Genomic DNA, 19,172 nt, shown 5'->3' on the forward strand with positions numbered 1-19,172 from the left:
AGCTATAGAGACAAGTCTTGTAGTCGCACAGAAAGCGGTTCCTGTGCCGACAGTTCAGCGTCTATATCGTCCTTGACTTGTTGATACCAGGTCTGTTCATCCCACAACTCAAACTTATTGAATTGTCCGACCAGCATCACTTGTTTGGTAAGTCCGGCATGCAGCCGTAATGTTTGCGCGATTAACAACCGACCGGCGCCGTCCATCTGACATTCACTGGCATGCCCCAGCAACAAACGCTGAACACGGCGTTCGGCGGGATTCATACTGGACAGACGCGACAGCTTTTGTTCAATGGTTTCCCATTCAGGCAGCGGGTAAAGCAACAGGCATGGTTGGTGAAGGTCAATGGTGCAGACCATCAAGCCCTCCGTTTCCTCAATCAGCTTATCCCGGTAACGGGTCGGCACGGCGAGCCTGCCTTTGCTGTCGAGATTAACCAACGTTGCCCCACGGAACATATGCTGATTTACCCCTCTAAAACCCTTTTCACCACATTATCCCACTTATTCCCACGCAAAAGAGTGTACGAATGGTATTAAAACATTGTCAAGCTACTAAAGAGCAAGAAGGGGATTATTTATGCATGAAATAAGACACTCTGAAGGGAATTAGTTGAAGAAGGGTAAAAAAGTATACAAATAACATCATGATATTCATAAAGAGGGCATTCTGATAAAAAATACGTAAATTTGTGATATATCCCAAAACCCATCTCCCGATGGGGTGCGGATCGTCCGGCGGGCTGATTATACGCCATCCGCGGCGAGGCGCTCAATCGGCATCTGACCCCAAAACGCGCCCGATTTGTTTAACATCAGGTTTTTTTTAAAACCGTTACTTTTCGCTAAATGAAATTGTCAGCGAAATATAACGATGCCGCCGGTATAAATTAAAACCCGTTTTTGCCGCAAAAATAGGTCTGCGGCTGGCGATTTTCTCTGCATTTTTTAATTTGTTGCCAGACCGTTTATTCCATTAAACCGGAATTATCCTAAAAGATCCTTCTTTGAAGAAATACCCCTACCCTCTTTGCGTTTAACCACGAGCTAAAAGTACCGTCGCAAATGCCATGTTTATAACTATATGTAAAATATAGATTTTGTCATCCAGGCCGAGGTTAATAGTCCGCTTCTCGCCAAAAAAATATTTTTCCAGTGCATTGGTCCAATTTAATATTAAAAATAAAGATAAATCACTAGTTAACTATACACATCCAGTGATGTAACCTATATCATATTAAATAAGCATCATAATACGCTATGTTGGCTAATCGTTAAATCTGAAACATTTAGCCCACTTTTTATTCTGGAGCCCTGCTATGTTTTCCCGTTCGTCTCGTTTACGCATGGCCGCGGCCGATACGTTTGCTTTAGTGGTGTATTGTTTTATAGCCGGGATGGCTATCGAGATTTTGATGTCGGGAATGAGCGTGGAGCAGTCCCTTTCCTCGCGGCTGGTTTCGGTACCGGTGAATATTGCCATTGCGTGGCCGTTCGGCCAGTACCGCGATGCGGCGCTGCGTCTGGCCCGGCGTTACGGTCCCGATTCGTTCTGGACCCGCAATGTCGCCGACCTGTTGGCCTATGTCAGTTTCCAGTCACCGGTTTATGCCGTTATTCTCTGGTCGGTAGGAGCGGATATGCAGCAAATGATGACCGCCGTGGCGTCCAATGCCGTCGGTTCGATGATATTGGGCGTGGCTTATGGCTATTTTCTCGAGTATTGCCGCCGGCTGTTCCACGTGGCGGGTTACGTCAATTAATTCACATGGCTCCCCCGTTTCGGAGCCATGGTGTCAATACTATTTCCCTGTCTCAGGCGCGGCTAAGGGAACCGCGCCGAAAAAGGCTGCGCCGTAAACGCGTCAATCCGGGTTTGGGCCGATGGGGTTCATCCAGGCTTGCCAATACCAGTTCCAGCACCCGTTCCGCCACTTCCCGGTGGCGCTGCGCCACCGCAAGCACCGGGCATTCCAGGAAATCCAGCAGCTCGTTATCACCGAAGGTGGCGATGGCCAGATCCGGCGGCAGACGCCCGCTGCGTTTTAGCGTCACGTCCATGACGCCCTGCAGCAGGGAAAACGAGGTGGTGAAGATAGCCTGCGGCATCGGATGGCTTTCCAGATAATGGCTGAACAGCGCCGCCGAGGACGAACGTTCGTAGCTGTTGGCATACAGGTAATCGGGCTGCCGGGCATCGTCACCCCATCCCTGCCGGAAACCTTGCTCGCGTAAAAAACTCACCGACAGTTCCGGCAACGCGCCGAGATAGAGCACCTGCTTGCCGGGGAACGTGCGCAGTTCCCGGGACAGCATTTCCGCATCCTCCTGATCCGCACCCACCACGCTGATAAAATGCTCGCGATCGAGGGCGCGATCCAACGCCACGATGGGAAAGGGGTCATCGGCCCAGCGTTGATAAAAGGGGTGTTCCGGCGGCAGGGCGGTGGAGACGATGATAGCATCCACCTGCCGTTGCAACAGGTGTTCGACGCAGCGCATCTCATTATCCGGCTGATCTTCGGAACAGGCGATCAGCAGTTGATAACCGCGCTGGCGCGCCTGCCGCTCAAGATAATTGGCGATACGGGTATAACTGGTATTTTCCAGATCCGGGATGACCAGACCTATGGAGCGCGTTCTGCCTGCCCTGAGGCCGGCGGCAACCGCATTGGGATGGTAGTTATGCTCACGCACCACCGCCATCACCTTTTCCACGGTTTTATCGCTGACGCGGTACTGTTTCGCTTTGCCGTTAATCACATAACTGGCGGTTGTGCGCGAAACACCAGCCAGGCGCGCGATTTCATCCAGTTTCACAGAGACTCCTTTGCGCTGATGATAAGGTTAAAAATTACCCTAGATATCCATAATCCCATCGGGGAATTAAACTATGCTACAACTATCAGCAGAAAACGCTAAGAAGTAAATGGAAGAGATGAGATAGCCGAAGTAAGATAAGCCTCTGAATGGAGAGGCTCTGTTACCCGGGCAGGCCGCCCGGGCCGGCAATCAGCGCATCACCTTGTCGCCGCGGGAGAGACCGACGATGCCGGAACGGGCTACCTCGACAATTTCCCCCACCTCGCGAATAGTGGCCAAAAACGCGTCCAGTTTGTCGCTGGTGCCGGTTAACTGAACGGTATACAGCGAGGGGGTCACATCCACGATTTGCCCACGGAATATATCGGCGCAGCGTTTGACTTCCTCGCGCATCCCGCCGCTTGCCTGCACCTTCACCAGCATGATTTCCCGTTCCACATGGGTTCCCGCGCCCTGGCCCAGTTCGCTGACCCGCAGCACGTCCACCAGTTTGTGCAGCTGTTTCTCGATTTGTTCAAGCACCTTGGCATCGCCCATGGTCTGGATGGTCATGCGCGACAGGGTGGGATCGTCGGTAGGCGCCACGGTCAGGCTTTCGATATTATAACCGCGCTGGGCAAACAGACCGATAACCCGCGATAAAGCGCCCGATTCATTTTCCAATAATACCGATAAAATCCGGCGCATAATCACGTCCTCTCCGTTTTGCTTAACCACATTTCGTCCATGCCGCCGCCGCGAATCTGCATGGGGTAGACATGTTCCGTACCATCAACCATTACATCGACGAACACCAGGCGATTCTTTTGCGCCAGGGCGGCGGTAAGCTTTGGCTCCAGCTCTTCCGGCGTTTGAATGGAAATCCCCACATGACCGTAGGCTTCCGCCAGTTTGACGAAATCCGGCAGCGATTCCATATAGGACTGGGAGTGGCGCCCGGAATAGATCATATCCTGCCACTGCTTGACCATGCCCAGGTAACGGTTGTTCAAACTCACCACTACCACCGGTAATCCGTACTGCAAGGCGGTTGAAAGTTCCTGGATATTCATCTGGATGCTGCCGTCGCCGGTGACGCAAATCACCGTTTCCTCGGGCAGGGCCAATTTCACCCCCAGGGCTGCCGGCAGGCCGAACCCCATGGTGCCCAGGCCGCCGGAATTGATCCAGCGCCGGGGTTTATCGAACGGATAATAGAGCGCGGCGAACATCTGGTGCTGTCCCACATCGGAGGCCACATAAGCGTCGCCGCCGGTGAGACGATACAGGGTTTCAATGACCGCCTGGGGTTTGATTTTGCCGCTGTGGTGGTCATAGTTCAGACAGTGGCGGCCGCGCCACTGCTCAATGTCCTGCCACCAGTCGCGCAGCGCATCGAAGGGCTGCCGTTTATCGTTCTGATCCAGCTGTTCCAGCATTTGAATCAGCACCTGCCGGGCATCGCCGACAATGGGTATATCCGCCGTCACGGTTTTGGAAATCGACGCCGGGTCCACGTCGATGTGCAATACCTGGGCATCGGGGCAGTACTTCAGCAGATTATTGGTGGTGCGATCGTCGAAACGCACGCCGACGGCAAAGATCACATCGGCCCGGTGCATGGCCATATTGGCTTCATAGGTGCCGTGCATTCCCAGCATGCCGAGGCTTTGGCGGTGGGTACCGGGAAAACTGCCCAGGCCCATCAGCGAACTTACCACCGGAATATTCAGCTTTTCCGCCAGTTGGCGCAGCTCCTGGTAACAGCCTGAGGTTATCGCCCCGCCGCCGGTATAGATAACCGGCCGTTCGGCGGCCAGCAGGGTTTGCAGCGCCCGGCGAATCTGCCCTTTATGGCCGTGCACGGTGGGGTTATAGGAGCGCATCGATACCGAATCGGGATAGAGATAAGGCAATTTCACCGCCGGGCTGAGGATATCCTTGGGCAAATCCACCACCACCGGTCCGGGGCGGCCGGTGGAGGCCAGATAGAAAGCCTTTTTCAGCACGCCGGGGATATCCTCGGTCTTTTTCACCAGGTAACTGTGTTTTACCACCGGGCGGGAGATGCCCACCATGTCGCATTCCTGGAACGCGTCATAACCAATAAGCTGACTTGCCACCTGGCCGGAAATCACCACCAGCGGGATGGAGTCCATATAGGCGGTGGCAATACCGGTGATGGCATTGGTGGCGCCGGGTCCGGATGTCACCAGCACCACGCCCACCTTGCCGGTAGCGCGGGCATAGCCGTCGGCCATATGAGCCGCGCCCTGCTCATGGCGCACCAAAATATGTTCAATCCCACCGACCGTATGCAATGCATCGTAAATATCCAATACGGCCCCGCCGGGATAACCGAATATATGTTTAACGCCCTGATCGATCAACGACCGGACCACCATCTCGGCTCCTGACAACATCTCCATGGGTTTGCCTCCAGGCTTACGTAGGTTCTGCGACAGCGGCAATGCCGACTGTCGCTTGGCACAGGGAAATTATCAGTAATGACACCCTGAATGACTGCTTATTATTAATTTATGACCGGTAACGATAGCGCCTGTTGATGAACCAGGCAATTGCCAAAAATATTGTCGGCCCATGATGTATTACATATAGTTCCGCACAAAGATGAGTTAATGGCAGATTAAACTGGTAAATTTCCGAAAATGACTTCCCGGCACTGCCTCTGTAAACAATTACGGAGCTTAACATTGCCGCTCCAAGGAAGACATTTGTCCCCCGGTAATAAGCATTATGTATGAAATGTTGACATCGAAGAACGATTCATGTACCAATAAATACCAATAACCATTCATGACCTGGACGCCGATATAACATGTTCGTTTCTACCCGTCTACTAAGCCTACTACTACTCGCACCCTTGATGCGCGGTATGCTGGTACACGGAGTTTAGAACTGACTCAAACGTCCCAGATAAAAACCCGCGCATTGCGCGGGTTTTTTTATGCCCGCAATGCGCCCCGAACTGCGAACCAGAGTAGCGAAACAGGAACAGGATATGAGCCAACAAGTTATTATTTTCGATACCACGCTGCGCGACGGAGAACAGGCGTTGCAGGCCAGCCTCAGCGTCAAGGAAAAATTGCAAATCGCCCTGGCGCTGGAAAGGATGGGCATCGATATCATGGAAGTGGGCTTCCCGGTCTCTTCGCCGGGGGATTTTGAATCGGTACAAACCATCGCCCGGCAGATCAAAAACAGCCGGGTCTGCGGCCTGGCCCGCTGCGTGGAGAAAGATATCGACGTCGCCGCCGAAGCGCTGCGGGTTGCCGAGGCATTTCGTATCCATGTTTTCCTGGCGACGTCCACCCTGCATATTGAATCCAAACTCAAGCGCAGCTTCGAGCAGGTGATGGAAATGGCGGTGCAGTCGGTCAAACGCGCGCGCAACTATACCGACGACGTGGAGTTCTCCTGTGAAGACGCCGGCCGCACGCCCATTGATAATCTGTGCCGGATCGTCGAGGCGGCCATTACCGCCGGCGCCCGCACCATTAATATTCCGGACACCGTCGGCTATACCACTCCCCTGCAATTCAGCGGCATCATTACCTCTCTGTTCCAGCGTGTGCCCAATATCGATAAAGCCATCATTTCCGTACACTGCCATGACGATTTAGGCATGGCGACGGGCAACTCTATCGCCGCGGTACAGGCCGGGGCGCGCCAGGTGGAGGGCACGCTGAACGGCATCGGCGAACGGGCCGGCAACACCGCGCTGGAAGAAGTGATCATGGCCATTAAAGTGCGCGAGGACATCATGGGCGTGCACACCAATATCAACCATCAGGAAATTTACCGTACCAGCCAAATCGTCAGCCAGCTGTGCAATATGCCGATCCCGGCCAACAAGGCGGTGGTGGGCTCCAACGCCTTTGCCCACTCTTCCGGCATCCATCAGGACGGGGTGCTGAAAAACCGGCAAAACTACGAAATCATGACGCCGGAAAGCATCGGCTTGAAAGAGGTGCAACTGAACCTGACCTCGCGCTCCGGCCGCGCGGCGGTGAAACACCGCATGCATGAAATGGGCTATCAGGAACAGGATTATAACCTGGACGAGCTGTACGCCGCCTTCCTCAAACTGGCGGATAAAAAGGGCCAGGTGTTCGACTATGATTTGGAAGCGTTGGCCTTTATCAGCAAGCAACAGGAAGAGCCCGAGCATTTCCGCCTGGACTCTTTTAGCGTACAGTCCGGCTCCCATGATATCGCCACCGCCTCGGTACAACTGGCCTGCGGCGATGAGGTCACGGCGGAAGCCGCCACCGGCAACGGCCCGGTGGACGCGGTATACCAGGCGCTGAACCGCATTACCGGCTATTCCATCACCCTGCAAAAATACCAGCTGACCGCCAAGGGTCACGGCCGGGATGCGCTGGGCCAGGTGGATATCGTGGTGGATTACCAGGGCCGCCGGTTCCACGGCGTCGGTTTGACCACCGACATTATCGAGTCCTCGGCCAAGGCCATGGTGCACGTCATGAACAATATCTGGCGGGCGCAGCAGGTGGAAATCGAACTGCAGCGTCTGCAGGGACAAAACAATAAACGGGATTATCAGGAAACGGTGTAAACATGAGCAAGAACTATCATATTGCGGTATTGCCGGGAGACGGCATTGGTCCGGAAGTCATGGCGCAGGCCTATAAGATTTTAGCCGCGGTGCGCGAACGTTTCGCGCTGCGGATTACCACCAGCGAATACGATGTGGGCGGCGCGGCCATCGACAGGCACGGCAATCCGCTGCCCGACGTCACCATCGCCGGCTGCGAGCAGGCCGACGCCATTTTGTTCGGCTCGGTGGGCGGCCCGAAATGGGAACACCTGCCGCCGGCCGAGCAGCCGGAACGCGGCGCGTTATTGCCGTTGCGCAAGCATTTCAAACTGTTCAGCAATTTGCGTCCGGCCCGCCTTTATCCGGGATTGGAGGCTTTTTGCCCGTTGCGCGCCGACATTGCCGCCCGGGGTTTCGATATTTTGTGCGTGCGGGAACTCACCGGCGGGATTTATTTCGGCCAGCCCAAAGGCCGCGAAGGCAGCGGCATGCATGAACGCGCCTTCGATACCGAAGTGTACTACCGTTTCGAAATCGAGCGCATTGCCCGTATCGCCTTTGAATCCGCCCGCAAGCGTCGCCACAAGGTCACCTCCATCGACAAGGCCAATGTGCTGCAAACGTCCATTATGTGGCGGGAAATCGTCAACGAAGTCGGGAAGGATTATCCCGACGTCGCCCTGTCGCACTTATATATCGACAACGCCACCATGCAGTTGATCAAAGATCCTTCGCAGTTCGATGTGCTGCTGTGCTCAAATCTGTTCGGCGACATTTTATCGGATGAATGCGCCATGATCACCGGCTCCATGGGCATGCTGCCTTCCGCCAGCCTGAACGACCAGGGCTTTGGTTTATATGAACCCGCCGGCGGTTCCGCACCGGATATCGCCGGTAAAAACATCGCCAACCCGGTGGCGCAGATTCTTTCCACCGCGCTGTTGATGCGCTACAGCCTGGGCCTGGACGACGCCGCCGACGCCATCGAGCAAGCGGTGAACCGGGCGCTGGCCGCCGGTCACCGTACCGCGGACTTGGCTGGCGACGGCCAAGGGGTCGGCACCGACGAAATGGGTACCATTATTGCCGGTTATATTACTCAAGGGGCATGAATATTATGGGCAAGTCGTTATACCAAAAATTATATGATGCGCATGTGGTTTATCAGGCGCCGGACGAAACACCATTGTTATACATTGACCGCCATTTGGTGCACGAAGTGACTTCTCCCCAGGCATTCGACGGATTGCGCGCCATGGGCCGTCCGGTACGCCAGCCGGGCAAGACCTTCGCCACCATGGATCACAATGTCTCCACCCAGACCCGTGACATCAACGCCAGCGGCGAAATGGCCCGCATCCAGATGCAGGAACTGATCAAGAACTGTGCTGAGTTCGGCGTTCAGCTTTACGATTTGAACCATCCCTACCAGGGTATCGTGCATGTGATAGGCCCGGAACAGGGCATGACCCTGCCGGGCATGACCATCGTTTGCGGCGACTCCCATACCGCTACCCACGGAGCGTTCGGTGCGTTGGCCTTCGGCATCGGCACTTCGGAAGTAGAACATGTGCTGGCCACCCAGACCCTGAAGCAGGGCCGCGCCAAGACCATGAAAGTGGAAGTCACCGGCAAGGCCGCCGTAGGCATAACCGCCAAGGATATTGTATTGGCGGTTATCGGCAAGATCGGTTCCGCCGGCGGCACCGGACATGTGGTGGAATTCTGTGGCGACGCCATCACCGCCCTGAGCATGGAAGGCCGCATGACGCTGTGCAATATGGCTATCGAAATGGGCGCCAAGGCCGGGCTGGTGGCCCCCGACGATACCACTTTCGCTTATCTGCAGGGCCGCCAGTTTGCGCCGAAAGGCGATAGCTGGCCGCAGGCGGTGGCCTATTGGAAGACCTTGCGCTCCGATGACGACGCGGTATTCGACAAAATCGTTACCCTGAGCGCTGAAGATATCGCGCCGCAGGTGACCTGGGGCACCAACCCCGGCCAGGTTATCGCCATCAATCAGAATATCCCCTCGCCGGAGTCGTTCAGCGATCCGGCGGAGCGTAACTCCGCCGCCAAGGCGCTGGCCTATATGGATTTGCAGCCGGGCATCCGCCTGACCGACGTGGCCATTGACAAGGTGTTTATCGGATCTTGCACCAACTCCCGCATCGAGGATCTGCGCGCGGCGGCTGCCATCGCCAAAGGCCGTCAGGTGGCCCCGGGCGTGCAGGCCATCGTGGTGCCGGGTTCCGGTCCGGTTAAGGCACAGGCGGAAGCCGAAGGGCTGGACAAAGTGTTTATCGACGCCGGTTTTGAATGGCGCCTGCCCGGCTGTTCCATGTGCCTGGCGATGAACAATGACCGCCTGAACCCCGGCGAACGGTGTGCATCCACCAGCAATCGTAATTTCGAAGGCCGCCAGGGCCGCGGCGGACGCACGCATCTGGTGAGTCCGGCCATGGCGGCGGCGGCGGCGGTCACCGGGCATTTTGCCGATATTCGCGAATTGAATTAAGGGAGTCAGCAACATGGCAAAATTTACACAACATACCGGACTGGTGGCGCCGTTGGATGCCGCGAATGTGGATACCGACGCCATCATTCCAAAGCAATTTTTGCAGAAAGTCACCCGCACCGGCTTCGGCCAGCACTTGTTCAACGACTGGCGTTTTCTCGATAATGCCGGCCAGCAGCCCAATCCCGACTTTGTGCTGAATAAGCCCCGTTATCGCGGCGCCAGTATCTTGCTGGCCCGGGAAAACTTCGGCTGCGGCTCTTCCCGCGAACATGCGCCCTGGGCTTTGACCGATTATGGCTTCAAGGTGGTAATCGCCCCGAGCTTCGCCGATATTTTTTACGGCAACAGCTTTAGCAGCCAATTGCTGCCGGTGGCCCTGCCCGCTGAACAGGTGGATGAGCTGTTTACTTTGGTGAACGCTCAAGAAGGCACGACCTTTACCGTGGATCTTGAACGGCAGCAGGTGATTGCCGGCGATAAAACCTATCCGTTCGAAATAGATGCTTTTCGCCGTCATTGCATGATCAACGGCCTCGACAGCATCGGCCTGACGCTGCAGCACGAGACCGCCATTACCGAGTACGAAGCCAAGCAGCCGGTGTTTCTGCACTAGCCTGTAGTGTTTTTCACCGTGTTTAAGACACCGGTCCTTCCGTCGTCTGACATTCTGTTGCAAGCCGGGGAGTTTTACTCTCCGGCTTTTATTTGCTGGGAAGAGGATACAGAGCCCGTTTTATTGGCAGGCTGGCCTTAATATCTGGGACATGACGCCAATTGGCTCTTCTCGGTGCGCCAATCGATACGGGCTATTCGAGGCTGCGTTTAAGTATTTTATAGCTGAAGCCTCATAAATTTTTTCACAAAAAACCTTTAAATTAAATATATATAAATATCTTCACCCGCCTCTGAGATACTTTTACCCCCCTGACATTAAAAAAACCGGCAAGCTTTCGCTTCCCGGCTGGTTGATTTCACCAATACTCACAAGCTTACGTTTATCAAAGCAGCAAAATCCTTTTTATTGCTCCATACCATGGATACTCTATTCATAGAATATTATATCCAGTGCTGGTATTCGTTTTCCGACATCTTATCGATGTGCCACTGGGTTACCTGTAATAACAGCGCCATCCTTGCTGCGCTTGAAGCCTTATCAGGGCGACCGCCTTTACCGATGGCACGCAGATAACATTGATAGAATCGTCGTAACGTCGTTTTTTTCATCTGTTTGCCCCCGTCGCCTCCTTTCGATGCTCCCCTTTCGACAAAAGCATTATCGGCTTATTATAGCGGAAGAAAAATAGACGGCTTTCGAAGGAGAGTTCCTCTTTTATGACTTCATCCCGCTTGCATCAGCAATTTATCCGCCTGTGGCAAAGCTGCCAGGGGCAGGAGCAAGAGACCACTCTGCAGGATTTGGCGCTGGTGCTCAGCTGCTCTCGGCGCCATGTCCGTTCCCTGCTGAAAGCGATGCAGGATATGGGCTGGCTGGAGTGGCGTTCCCAGGCCGGACGCGGCAAACACTCACATCTCCGGTTTCTTTATACCGGCCTGGCGTTGCAACAGCAGCGGGCCGAAGACCTGCTGGAGCAGGATCGCATCGACCAGTTGGTGCAATTGGTGGGGGACAAAGATGTAGTGCGCCAGATGCTGTTGTCCCATGTGGGCCGCAGCTTCCGGCAAGGCAAGCATATTCTGCGGGTCCTCTACTATCGTTCACTGCAAAATTTGCTGCCCGGCACGCCGCTGCGCCGCTCGGAGAACCATGTGGTACGGCAGATCTTCAGCGGCCTGACCCGGATAAATGAGGAAAATGGGGAACTGGAGCCGGATCTGGCCCACCATTGGCAGCGGGTCTCGGCGCTCCATTGGCGTTTTTATCTGCGCCCGGCCATTCATTTTCATCATGGACGCGAGCTGACCACCGACGATGTGCGCCTGTCGCTGCTGCGCCTGAAAGACCAGCCGCTGTTCAGCCATCTGGATAGCGTCAGCTCGGCCACCGCCAATACCGTTGATATCACCCTGTCCGCGCCGGACGAATGGCTGCCCTGGCTGCTGAGCAGCGTATCGGCCATGATCTTGCCGCAGGAGTGGCAAACATTACCTGATTTTACCCGACGTCCCATCGGCACCGGGCCCTACGCCGTGGTCAACAATGGCCCGAGCCAGCTGAAAATCCGGGCTTTTGATGACTATTTCGGCTATCGAGCACTGATTGATGAGGTGAATATCTGGGTATTGCCGGATCTTACCGCTGAGCTGACCTACTCAGGGGTGCAACTGCAAGGGGACGACAGCGGCCATGATGAGCTGGAAACCCGCCTGGGGGACGGCTGCTATTTTATTCTGTTCGATCAGCGCTCGCCGCTGATGCAAAACCCGGAACATCGCCGCTGGCTCTGCGAAAACATCGACCCGATATCCATGCTGGTGCAGGCCGGACCGGCCTATCAGCACTACTGGTCGCCGGCCTACGGTATCCTGCCGCGCTGGCACCACAACAAGGTCGCCGAGGCGCGCCCGAAACCGTCGGGACTGACCCATCTCAGGCTGACGGTTTACCACGCCCATTCCGAATTTGATGATTTATGCCGCGCCTTGACCGAGGTCCTGGCACGACTGGATATCCAGTTGACCGTCAACACCCTGAACTACGAAGCCTGGCATCAGGGCGCGGCGCAGAGCGACATTTGGCTTGGCAGCGCCAACTTCTCCCCGCCGCTGGAATTCTCGCTGTTCGCTACCTTCTATGAAATGCCGTTACTGCATCACTGCCTGCAAACTGATTTCGCCCGGATAGCGCAAACCTGGCGCAGCCGGCAATTACCGCTGGCGGAGTGGTGCAGCGCGCTGGTCACCGATTATCGCCTGCACCCTCTGTTTCACCACCGGATGATATTGCAAGGGCAACGCAGCATGCGCGGCGTGCGCATGAATGCCCTCGGCTGGTTCGATTTCAAATCCGCCTGGTTTGCGCCGCCGGATTCCTAAACGCTGTCAAGAGGCGAACAAACCCATTACAATGAACGCGTTCTCAACGGGGTGCGATTTTTTCCGGCGCTATGCCGCCGGTGAATTTCGCTGAGACCACACCCGTCGAACCTGATCCGGTTAATACCGGCGAAGGGATTTGAGAGCGCGCCGCGCTGCCTCAGAACTCCTTTGCCATACTTCTTTTCAGGAGCGCAACGTGATAAAAAAATGGTTACCTTCCCTTATTTTACTGGCTTCCATACCCGCATGGGCAAAACCCGTATTGACGGTTTACACCTATGATTCATTCGCCTCCGAATGGGGTCCCGGCCCGGCTATTAAAAAGGCCTTTGAAGCCCAATGCGGCTGTGAACTGAAATTCATCGTCCAGGAAGACGGCGTCGCGCTGCTCAATCGCCTGCGCATCGAAGGGAAAAAAAGCAGTGCGGATGTGGTGGTAGGGTTGGATGATAATCTGATCCAGGCCGCCCAGGATACCCATCTGTTTAAACCCCATAACGTGGATACCGCAGGACTTACCCTGCCCGGCGGCTGGCATGACGCTACTTTTCTGCCTTTTGATTACGGCTATTTCGCCTTTGTCTACGATAAAAACAAGCTTAAAAATCCCCCCGCCAGCCTGCATGAGCTTATCGATGGCCCGGCGCCGCTGAAAATCATCTATGAAGATCCCCGCACCAGCACCCCCGGACTGGGTTTACTGCTGTGGGTGCAAAAAGTCTATGGCGACGACGCGCCACAGGCCTGGCAACGTCTGGCGAAAAAGACCGTTACCGTGCCCAAGGGCTGGAGCGAGGCCTATGGGCTGTTCCTGAAAGGGGAAGCGGATATGGTGCTCAGCTACACCACCTCGCCGGCCTACCATATAGTGGAAGAGAAAAAGGATAATTACGCCGCCGCGTCCTTCAGCGAAGGGCATTATGTGCAGGTGGAAGTGGCCGGCCAACTGGCCGCCAGTAAAAATCCCGAGCTGGCGCAGCAGTTTATGCATTTTATGGTGACGCCGGCCTTCCAGCAGACCATCCCCACCGGCAACTGGATGTACCCGGTGATAAAGACTCCGCTGCCGGCCGGTTTTGACCAGCCGCCGCAAAAAACGCTGTCCTATACGCCGCAGGAAGTGGCGAAACAACGGAACAATTGGACCCAGACATGGCTGCGCGCCGTCAGCCAATAATCCCCCGCTGGCTATGGCCGGGACTGTTGGCGGCCACGCTGCTGGCCGCCATTGCGCTGTCGGCCGTGGGCGCGTTATGGATCAATGCCCCGGCCGCCCAATGGCGGGATATGCTGACCGACGGCTATCTTCGCCATGTGCTGCGTTTTACCCTCTGGCAGGCGCTGCTGTCGGCGGTACTGTCGGTCTTGCCGGCGATTTTTCTCGCCCGGGCGCTTTTTCGCCGTCGTTTCCCCGGCCGCCTGCTGCTGCTGCGCTTTTGCGCCATGACGCTGGTGATGCCGGTGCTGGTGGCGGTATTCGGTATATTGGACGTTTACGGCCGCCAGGGCTGGCTGGCGCAGATAAGCGCGGCGCTGCACCTGCCTTATGGTTTCTCCCCCTATGGTTTGCCGGGTATTCTGCTGGCCCATGTCTTTTTTAACCTGCCGCTGGCGACGCGGCTGCTGCTGCAGGGACTGGAAAGTATCCCGGTGGAACACCGCCAGCTGGCGGCACAGCTCAATATCAGCGGCTGGAATTTTTTCCGGCTGCTGGAGTGGCCCTGGTTGCGCCGTCAGCTACTGCCGGCGGCGGCGCTGATTTTTATGCTGTGCTTCGCCAGTTTCGCCACCGTGCTATCCCTGGGGGGCGGGCCCGGAGCCACCACCATCGAACTGGCCATTTACCAAGCGCTGAGCTACGACTACGATCCCGGCCGCGCGGCGCTGCTGGCATTGCTGCAAATGATCTGCTGCCTGGGCCTGGTACTGTTCAGCCAGCGTCTGGCCAAGGCTTTTCCGGTGGGGGACACCCGGCCGTCAGCCTGGCGCAATCCCCGCGACAGGCACCGGGGAAGAATCATCGACGGGATCGTTATCGTCATGGCATTGCTCTTGTTGCTGCCCCCCTTGCTGGCGGTGGTCGCCGACGGTATCAACCGCGACCTTGCCTCGGCCCTGGCCCGGCCAGCCTTATGGTCGGCCATGCTCACCTCGTTACGGATTGCCCTCGGCGCCGGCCTGCTGTGTATTACCCTAACGCTGATGCTGTTATGGAGCAGCCGGGAACTGCGGTTACGCCGTTCTTTATGGGGAGCGCAGATGCTCGACCTGAGCGGCATGCTGATCCTGGCGATGCCGGGCATTGTCCTGGCCGCCGGCTTCTTTCTGCTGGCCAATAACAGCGTCGGGCTACCGCAGTCACCCTATGGGCTGGTGATACTGACCAACGCCCTGATGGCCGTACCCTATGCGTTGAAAATTCTGGAAACACCGATGCTGGACGTGGCGGAGCGCTACAACCGTCTGTGCCTGTCCCTGGGCATCCGGGGCGCGGCGCGGTTAAACGTGGTGGAGTGGCGGGCGCTGCGACAGCCCCTCGGACGGGCGATGGCCTTTGCCAGCATTCTTTCCATCGGGGATTTCGGCGTGGTGGCCCTGTTCGGCAACGAACATTTCCGCACCCTGCCTTACTACCTCTATCAGCAAATCGGCGCCTACCACAGTCAGGACGGAGCGGTGAGCGCGCTGGTCCTGCTGCTGTTGTGCTTTATACTGTTTTCCGTCATTGAAAAACTCTCGGAGTCCCATGATCCAGCTTGATAACGTGACCTATCTTTACCGTCATCTGCCGATGCGTTTCGATCTGCGGCTGGCGGCGGGTGAAAAGGTCGCGGTGCTCGGGCCGAGCGGCGCGGGGAAAAGCACGCTGCTCAATCTCATCGCCGGCTTTTTATCGCCGGACTGCGGCCGGATAGCGCTGAACGGCGAGGATCACAGTAACACCCCGCCCGATCGGCGACCGGTATCCATGCTGTTCCAGGAAAACAACCTGTTTGCCCATCTTACGGTGGCGGAAAACATCGGCCTCGGCCTGCATCCCGGCCTGCGGCTCACCGCCGAACAACGGGATCGGGTGCAAGGCGTGGCGCTGCAGGTGGGGCTTGAAGACCTGCTGCAGCGGTTGCCGGGCCAGTTATCCGGCGGCCAGCGCCAGCGGGCGGCGCTGGCGCGCTGTCTGGTGCGGGATCGGCCGATTCTGTTGCTGGACGAGCCGTTTTCCGCCTTGGACCCGGCGCTGCGCAACGATATGCTGCAACGGGTGGAGGAGGTCTGCAACCAGCGCGGCCTGACGCTGCTGATGGTATCGCACAATCTGGATGACGCCGTGCGTATCGCGCCGCGCACCCTGCTGATCGTGGACGGCCGCGTTTATTATGACGGTCCGACCCGCCGCCTGGCCTCGGGAGAGGCGCCCGAGGCCGCCATATTGGGTATCAAGCCCGGCGACGGCGGCAGATAGCAAGCAGGTAGCCATGGGCGACAAACGCTCCCGCCCCTCACGCTCGTCCGAAGGCCGCATGCTTGCACGATTGCACGATTGCACGTTTGCACGTTTGCACGTTTGCACGTTTGCACGTTTGCACGATTGCGGCAGGCTTGGTGATATTTTGATGATATCGCAATTTTGCCCGCCAGATTATATGCTTATAACAATCAATATTATTGCCCAGGCACAACGACCCGGCAATAATTAGCACTATGATTGGGTTAAATGACCGAATATGGCACTCTTGAAGCACTTCACATTATTTTCTTTCATTCATAATATGATCTGAAATGAGTGAAAGATTGTATGTACCTTTCATTTCCAATAATATTTAAAGCAGGATCTACCGCTAAAAAATTTAGATAAAAAATAATGCTTATTTTATATAATTCATAGAGTTACATCAATATTTCTCGTTCGCCGACACCAGGATACTTAAATCATGTTAAATATCAATCACGGCAAAATAGATCACTATGCGCAGCAAGGTGTCGAATATCTCTATATCGTATTCAAGGTGTTAAAAAAAAATGGTAACGCTTGCACTTATCAAGCTGAGGCGCAGCATATAAAAGCATTATTGAATAGAAACATAACCACTTGCGAGGTACATAAATTATTGGAAAAAACCGCTAGGTCTTATCCGGCGAATTCATCCGCCGTGGACGAAATTTATGGTTTTGATCGCTATTTTAAAGTTGTTTTGTCAGAGGTTAACCCTAGCGCTAATCATCTCAATGCCATTTTACAGCTTATCGCCGAGCAGGATTTTATAGAATTGGTCTATCCGGCCGGCAAACCTGTGGATGCCTCGGCAGGCATAAATTTTCACCATGATCCTCGCCAGCATGGTGATGGGTGCAATACCGAGTTCATTACGACCGATCTCATTATACCCGATTTTTATCAATACCAGTATTACCTCAGTTCGCCGGCATATAGGACGGGCAATTATAAGATAGGCGGAATATATGTGCATGGCACCTGGGGGACACTTGGCGGGGATGGAAGTTATGTCACCATCCTGTCATACGAGTTATCCGCTTGGGATACCAGCCACGTCAATTTGCCCCATGAGCGCGCGTTTGTACAGGGAGCGGCAAACATTGATTTTCATGATACCGCTTCCGTCGGCGTGGCGGCAGCAAGGTTTTTGCCGACGGCGACAATGAGCGGGATAGTGGGAATAGCCTATAACGCCCGGGTCGCCTACGCGGCGTGGCCGATAGAAAATATTTATAATGCCTACTATCAGCTGAATGCGGGAGATGTGGTACAAATGGGCATACAGCTCATCGGCGGAACAGAAACAGGGTGTACGGCTGATTGTTATGTCCCGCTGGAGTATAACAATGCCTATTATGATATTATCCGGGCATTAACCGATAAGGGCGTTCATGTTATTATCGCCGCCGGCAACGGGGCGATAAATTTGGATCATGCCGCCTTTAACGGCAAATTTAATCGGAACGTCAGAGATTCCGGCGCAATTTATGTGGGAGCCATCGACCCCACCACCGCGAGACGCGCTTCCTTTAGCAATTACGGCTCGCGTATCGACAGCTCCAGTTGGGGCGCGTACGTCGTCACGACTTTTTATGGCAGCGGAAATCTTTTCAATTATCCCAATGCCTGGTATATCAACAACTACGGCGGCACGTCCTCCGCCAATCCCATTGTCGCCGGCGCCGCGGCCAGCCTGTCTAGTATCGCCAAAGCGAATAACTGGTCGCTCCCCCCCAGATTACTCAGGCAAATATTCACCGAGACAGGTACGGTATTCCAGAATAACGACTCCCTCATCATTGGCACCCAGCCCAATCTGTCTGCGGCTTTATCTACTTTCAAAACCATTTCCTGACGTTTTGCTTCATCAACCCGCAAAGGCATATCAATAACAGATATGTGTTTTGCTTATTATGAAGCGACATAAAATCGCCAACATAATCAGAAGCTGAGTACTTTACAAAACTGAGCGGCATAAACCGGCATCAGCGGATGGCGGATTAACGCCGCGATGACCGCCGCCGTCCCCAGGATGCATAACGGCGTCAGCCAGCGCAGCCTGCGCAAAGGCAGCAGGCGGGCCGCCGGTCGCGTGGATATTTTGTGGCTGCGGCGCCAGCGCCAGATTAGCCAGCCGGTAAGCCAAAATAGCAGCGCCACCGTCAGCAGCAGGGCACGGAATCCGCCGGTATGCTGGCCGTCGGGGATATTGATGGCCACACCCGCCAGGATGCCCGGCATAAAATAGGCCGGCGGCCAGGTCAGGCAGCCAATGATATTGGGCAGCGCAAACTTCAGCGGCGGCAGATCCAGCATGCCGGCCACCATGGGCACCAGCGGCCGGGTGGGGCCGACAAAACGGCCGATCAGCACCGTCATCAGGCTGTGCTGATGCAAGGCATATTCGGTCTTGTTGAGCATGGCGCGATGTTTTTTTAAAAAAGACCATCTTTTCAAGGGCTTTTTAAAACCATGACCGAGAAAGTAGGATATCCAGTCGCCCAAGAAGCATCCCACAATGCCGGCCGCCCACGCGGGATAAAAACCCAGGGCGCCGCTGCCGATCAGCGCGCCCAGCGTCGCCATCATCACCGTGCCCGGCAATAACAATCCCACCAGGGCCAACGACTCCAAAAATGCCACCAGCGCAACGACCAATAATGTAACAGCCAAAGATATCGTGGTTAAATGCTGTAAAAAGGCTTCCATAGCCCCCTCTTGTTTATCAAAGCTGGCGGATTGTCAGTGCTCTTGTCCACAGCGTCAATCACTCAT

The 19,172-nt window shown here is 55.4% G+C and carries 16 protein-coding genes and 1 riboswitch; of the genes, 10 read left to right on the forward strand and 6 right to left on the reverse strand.

The window, feature by feature from the left end; genetic code table 11:
- Positions 1–2 precede the first annotated feature (2 nt).
- The gene (gene mraZ / locus ACL2XJ_RS01880) at positions 3–461 is read right to left on the reverse strand and encodes a division/cell wall cluster transcriptional repressor MraZ (RefSeq protein ID WP_132925963.1); all 459 of its coding nucleotides are present in this window, start codon (positions 459–461) and stop codon (positions 3–5) included.
- Between the two features lie 860 nt (positions 462–1,321).
- Between mraZ and ACL2XJ_RS01885 the strand changes: the two genes are divergently transcribed.
- Positions 1,322–1,765, forward strand: coding sequence for an L-alanine exporter AlaE (locus ACL2XJ_RS01885; RefSeq protein ID WP_132925961.1), 444 nt, complete (start codon positions 1,322–1,324; stop codon positions 1,763–1,765).
- Between the two features lie 52 nt (positions 1,766–1,817).
- Here ACL2XJ_RS01885 and cra read toward each other — a convergent pair whose 3' ends face one another.
- From cra to ilvI, 3 genes are all read right to left on the reverse strand, one after another.
- Positions 1,818–2,822: a catabolite repressor/activator gene (gene cra / locus ACL2XJ_RS01890; RefSeq protein ID WP_203523895.1), complete on the reverse strand. Its 1,005-nt coding sequence runs from the start codon at positions 2,820–2,822 to the stop codon at positions 1,818–1,820.
- A gap of 192 nt (positions 2,823–3,014) precedes the next feature.
- Complete coding sequence (ilvN, locus tag ACL2XJ_RS01895) at positions 3,015–3,512, reverse strand: acetolactate synthase small subunit (RefSeq protein ID WP_165934232.1); 498 nt, start codon at positions 3,510–3,512, stop codon at positions 3,015–3,017.
- A 2-nt stretch (positions 3,513–3,514) separates the two neighbouring features.
- Positions 3,515–5,233 carry an acetolactate synthase 3 large subunit gene (ilvI, locus tag ACL2XJ_RS01900; RefSeq protein WP_132925957.1) on the reverse strand — a complete coding sequence of 573 codons (1,719 nt, stop codon included), beginning with the start codon at positions 5,231–5,233 and terminating at the stop codon, positions 3,515–3,517.
- A gap of 593 nt (positions 5,234–5,826) precedes the next feature.
- On the opposite strand from ilvI, the gene leuA reads away from it, so the two are divergent.
- The 4 genes from leuA to leuD are packed head-to-tail and all read left to right on the forward strand — an operon-like array spanning position 5,827 to position 10,520.
- Positions 5,827–7,404, forward strand: a complete 1,578-nt coding sequence (gene leuA / locus ACL2XJ_RS01905; RefSeq protein WP_132925955.1) for a 2-isopropylmalate synthase — start codon at positions 5,827–5,829, stop codon at positions 7,402–7,404.
- 2 nt (positions 7,405–7,406) lie between these two features.
- Positions 7,407–8,498, forward strand: coding sequence for a 3-isopropylmalate dehydrogenase (gene leuB / locus ACL2XJ_RS01910; protein WP_413725481.1), 1,092 nt, complete (start codon positions 7,407–7,409; stop codon positions 8,496–8,498).
- 5 nt (positions 8,499–8,503) lie between these two features.
- On the forward strand, positions 8,504–9,904 hold the full coding sequence (leuC, locus tag ACL2XJ_RS01915) for a 3-isopropylmalate dehydratase large subunit (RefSeq protein WP_132925951.1): 1,401 nt from the start codon (positions 8,504–8,506) through the stop codon (positions 9,902–9,904).
- Positions 9,905–9,917: 13 nt separating this feature from the next.
- Positions 9,918–10,520, forward strand: a complete 603-nt coding sequence (gene leuD / locus ACL2XJ_RS01920) for a 3-isopropylmalate dehydratase small subunit (protein WP_413725482.1) — start codon at positions 9,918–9,920, stop codon at positions 10,518–10,520.
- A gap of 443 nt (positions 10,521–10,963) precedes the next feature.
- Here the strand turns inward: leuD and sgrT are convergent, their stop codons facing one another.
- A complete protein-coding gene (gene sgrT, locus ACL2XJ_RS01925; RefSeq protein WP_413725483.1) occupies positions 10,964–11,131 on the reverse strand; it encodes a glucose uptake inhibitor SgrT in 168 nt (55 codons plus the stop codon).
- Positions 11,132–11,239: 108 nt separating this feature from the next.
- Here sgrT and sgrR point away from each other — a divergent pair, with 108 nt between their 5' ends.
- From sgrR to ACL2XJ_RS01950, 5 genes are all read left to right on the forward strand, one after another.
- On the forward strand, positions 11,240–12,901 hold the full coding sequence (gene sgrR, locus ACL2XJ_RS01930; protein WP_413725484.1) for an HTH-type transcriptional regulator SgrR: 1,662 nt from the start codon (positions 11,240–11,242) through the stop codon (positions 12,899–12,901).
- 37 nt (positions 12,902–12,938) lie between these two features.
- A riboswitch (TPP riboswitch) is annotated at positions 12,939–13,057 on the forward strand.
- Between the two features lie 43 nt (positions 13,058–13,100).
- A complete protein-coding gene (gene thiB, locus ACL2XJ_RS01935; protein ID WP_132925943.1) occupies positions 13,101–14,081 on the forward strand; it encodes a thiamine ABC transporter substrate binding subunit in 981 nt (326 codons plus the stop codon).
- Positions 14,057–15,664 (forward strand): thiamine/thiamine pyrophosphate ABC transporter permease ThiP, encoded by a 1,608-nt coding sequence (gene thiP / locus ACL2XJ_RS01940; RefSeq protein ID WP_413725485.1) that lies wholly within the window; start codon positions 14,057–14,059, stop codon positions 15,662–15,664. Before thiB ends, thiP begins: the two co-directional genes overlap by 25 nt.
- Positions 15,651–16,364, forward strand: a complete 714-nt coding sequence (gene thiQ, locus ACL2XJ_RS01945; protein WP_413725486.1) for a thiamine ABC transporter ATP-binding protein ThiQ — start codon at positions 15,651–15,653, stop codon at positions 16,362–16,364. Before thiP ends, thiQ begins: the two co-directional genes overlap by 14 nt.
- A 469-nt stretch (positions 16,365–16,833) precedes the next feature.
- Positions 16,834–18,252, forward strand: coding sequence for a S8 family serine peptidase (locus ACL2XJ_RS01950; RefSeq protein ID WP_413725488.1), 1,419 nt, complete (start codon positions 16,834–16,836; stop codon positions 18,250–18,252).
- Between the two features lie 86 nt (positions 18,253–18,338).
- Here the strand turns inward: ACL2XJ_RS01950 and ACL2XJ_RS01955 are convergent, their stop codons facing one another.
- Positions 18,339–19,106 (reverse strand): DedA family protein, encoded by a 768-nt coding sequence (locus tag ACL2XJ_RS01955; protein WP_413725489.1) that lies wholly within the window; start codon positions 19,104–19,106, stop codon positions 18,339–18,341.
- Positions 19,107–19,172 lie beyond the last annotated feature (66 nt).

Origin of the sequence: Sodalis sp. RH16, assembly GCF_047324245.1 — a bacterium.
GTDB lineage: Bacteria > Pseudomonadota > Gammaproteobacteria > Enterobacterales > Enterobacteriaceae > Acerihabitans > Acerihabitans ligni.

Bases quoted from the DNA above. Each gene is read 5' to 3' on its own strand.
- mraZ (WP_132925963.1), bottom strand. From the start codon at position 461: ATGTTCCGTGGGGCAACGTTGGTTAATCTCGACAGCAAAGGCAGGCTC.
- ACL2XJ_RS01885 (WP_132925961.1), top strand. From the start codon at position 1,322: ATGTTTTCCCGTTCGTCTCGTTTACGCATGGCCGCGGCCGATACGTTT.
- ilvN (WP_165934232.1), bottom strand. From the start codon at position 3,512: ATGCGCCGGATTTTATCGGTATTATTGGAAAATGAATCGGGCGCTTTA.
- ilvI (WP_132925957.1), bottom strand. From the start codon at position 5,233: ATGGAGATGTTGTCAGGAGCCGAGATGGTGGTCCGGTCGTTGATCGAT.
- leuA (WP_132925955.1), top strand. From the start codon at position 5,827: ATGAGCCAACAAGTTATTATTTTCGATACCACGCTGCGCGACGGAGAA.
- leuB (WP_413725481.1), top strand. From the start codon at position 7,407: ATGAGCAAGAACTATCATATTGCGGTATTGCCGGGAGACGGCATTGGT.
- leuC (WP_132925951.1), top strand. From the start codon at position 8,504: ATGGGCAAGTCGTTATACCAAAAATTATATGATGCGCATGTGGTTTAT.
- leuD (WP_413725482.1), top strand. From the start codon at position 9,918: ATGGCAAAATTTACACAACATACCGGACTGGTGGCGCCGTTGGATGCC.
- sgrT (WP_413725483.1), bottom strand. From the start codon at position 11,131: ATGAAAAAAACGACGTTACGACGATTCTATCAATGTTATCTGCGTGCC.
- sgrR (WP_413725484.1), top strand. From the start codon at position 11,240: ATGACTTCATCCCGCTTGCATCAGCAATTTATCCGCCTGTGGCAAAGC.
- thiP (WP_413725485.1), top strand. From the start codon at position 14,057: ATGGCTGCGCGCCGTCAGCCAATAATCCCCCGCTGGCTATGGCCGGGA.
- thiQ (WP_413725486.1), top strand. From the start codon at position 15,651: ATGATCCAGCTTGATAACGTGACCTATCTTTACCGTCATCTGCCGATG.
- ACL2XJ_RS01950 (WP_413725488.1), top strand. From the start codon at position 16,834: ATGTTAAATATCAATCACGGCAAAATAGATCACTATGCGCAGCAAGGT.
- ACL2XJ_RS01955 (WP_413725489.1), bottom strand. From the start codon at position 19,106: ATGGAAGCCTTTTTACAGCATTTAACCACGATATCTTTGGCTGTTACA.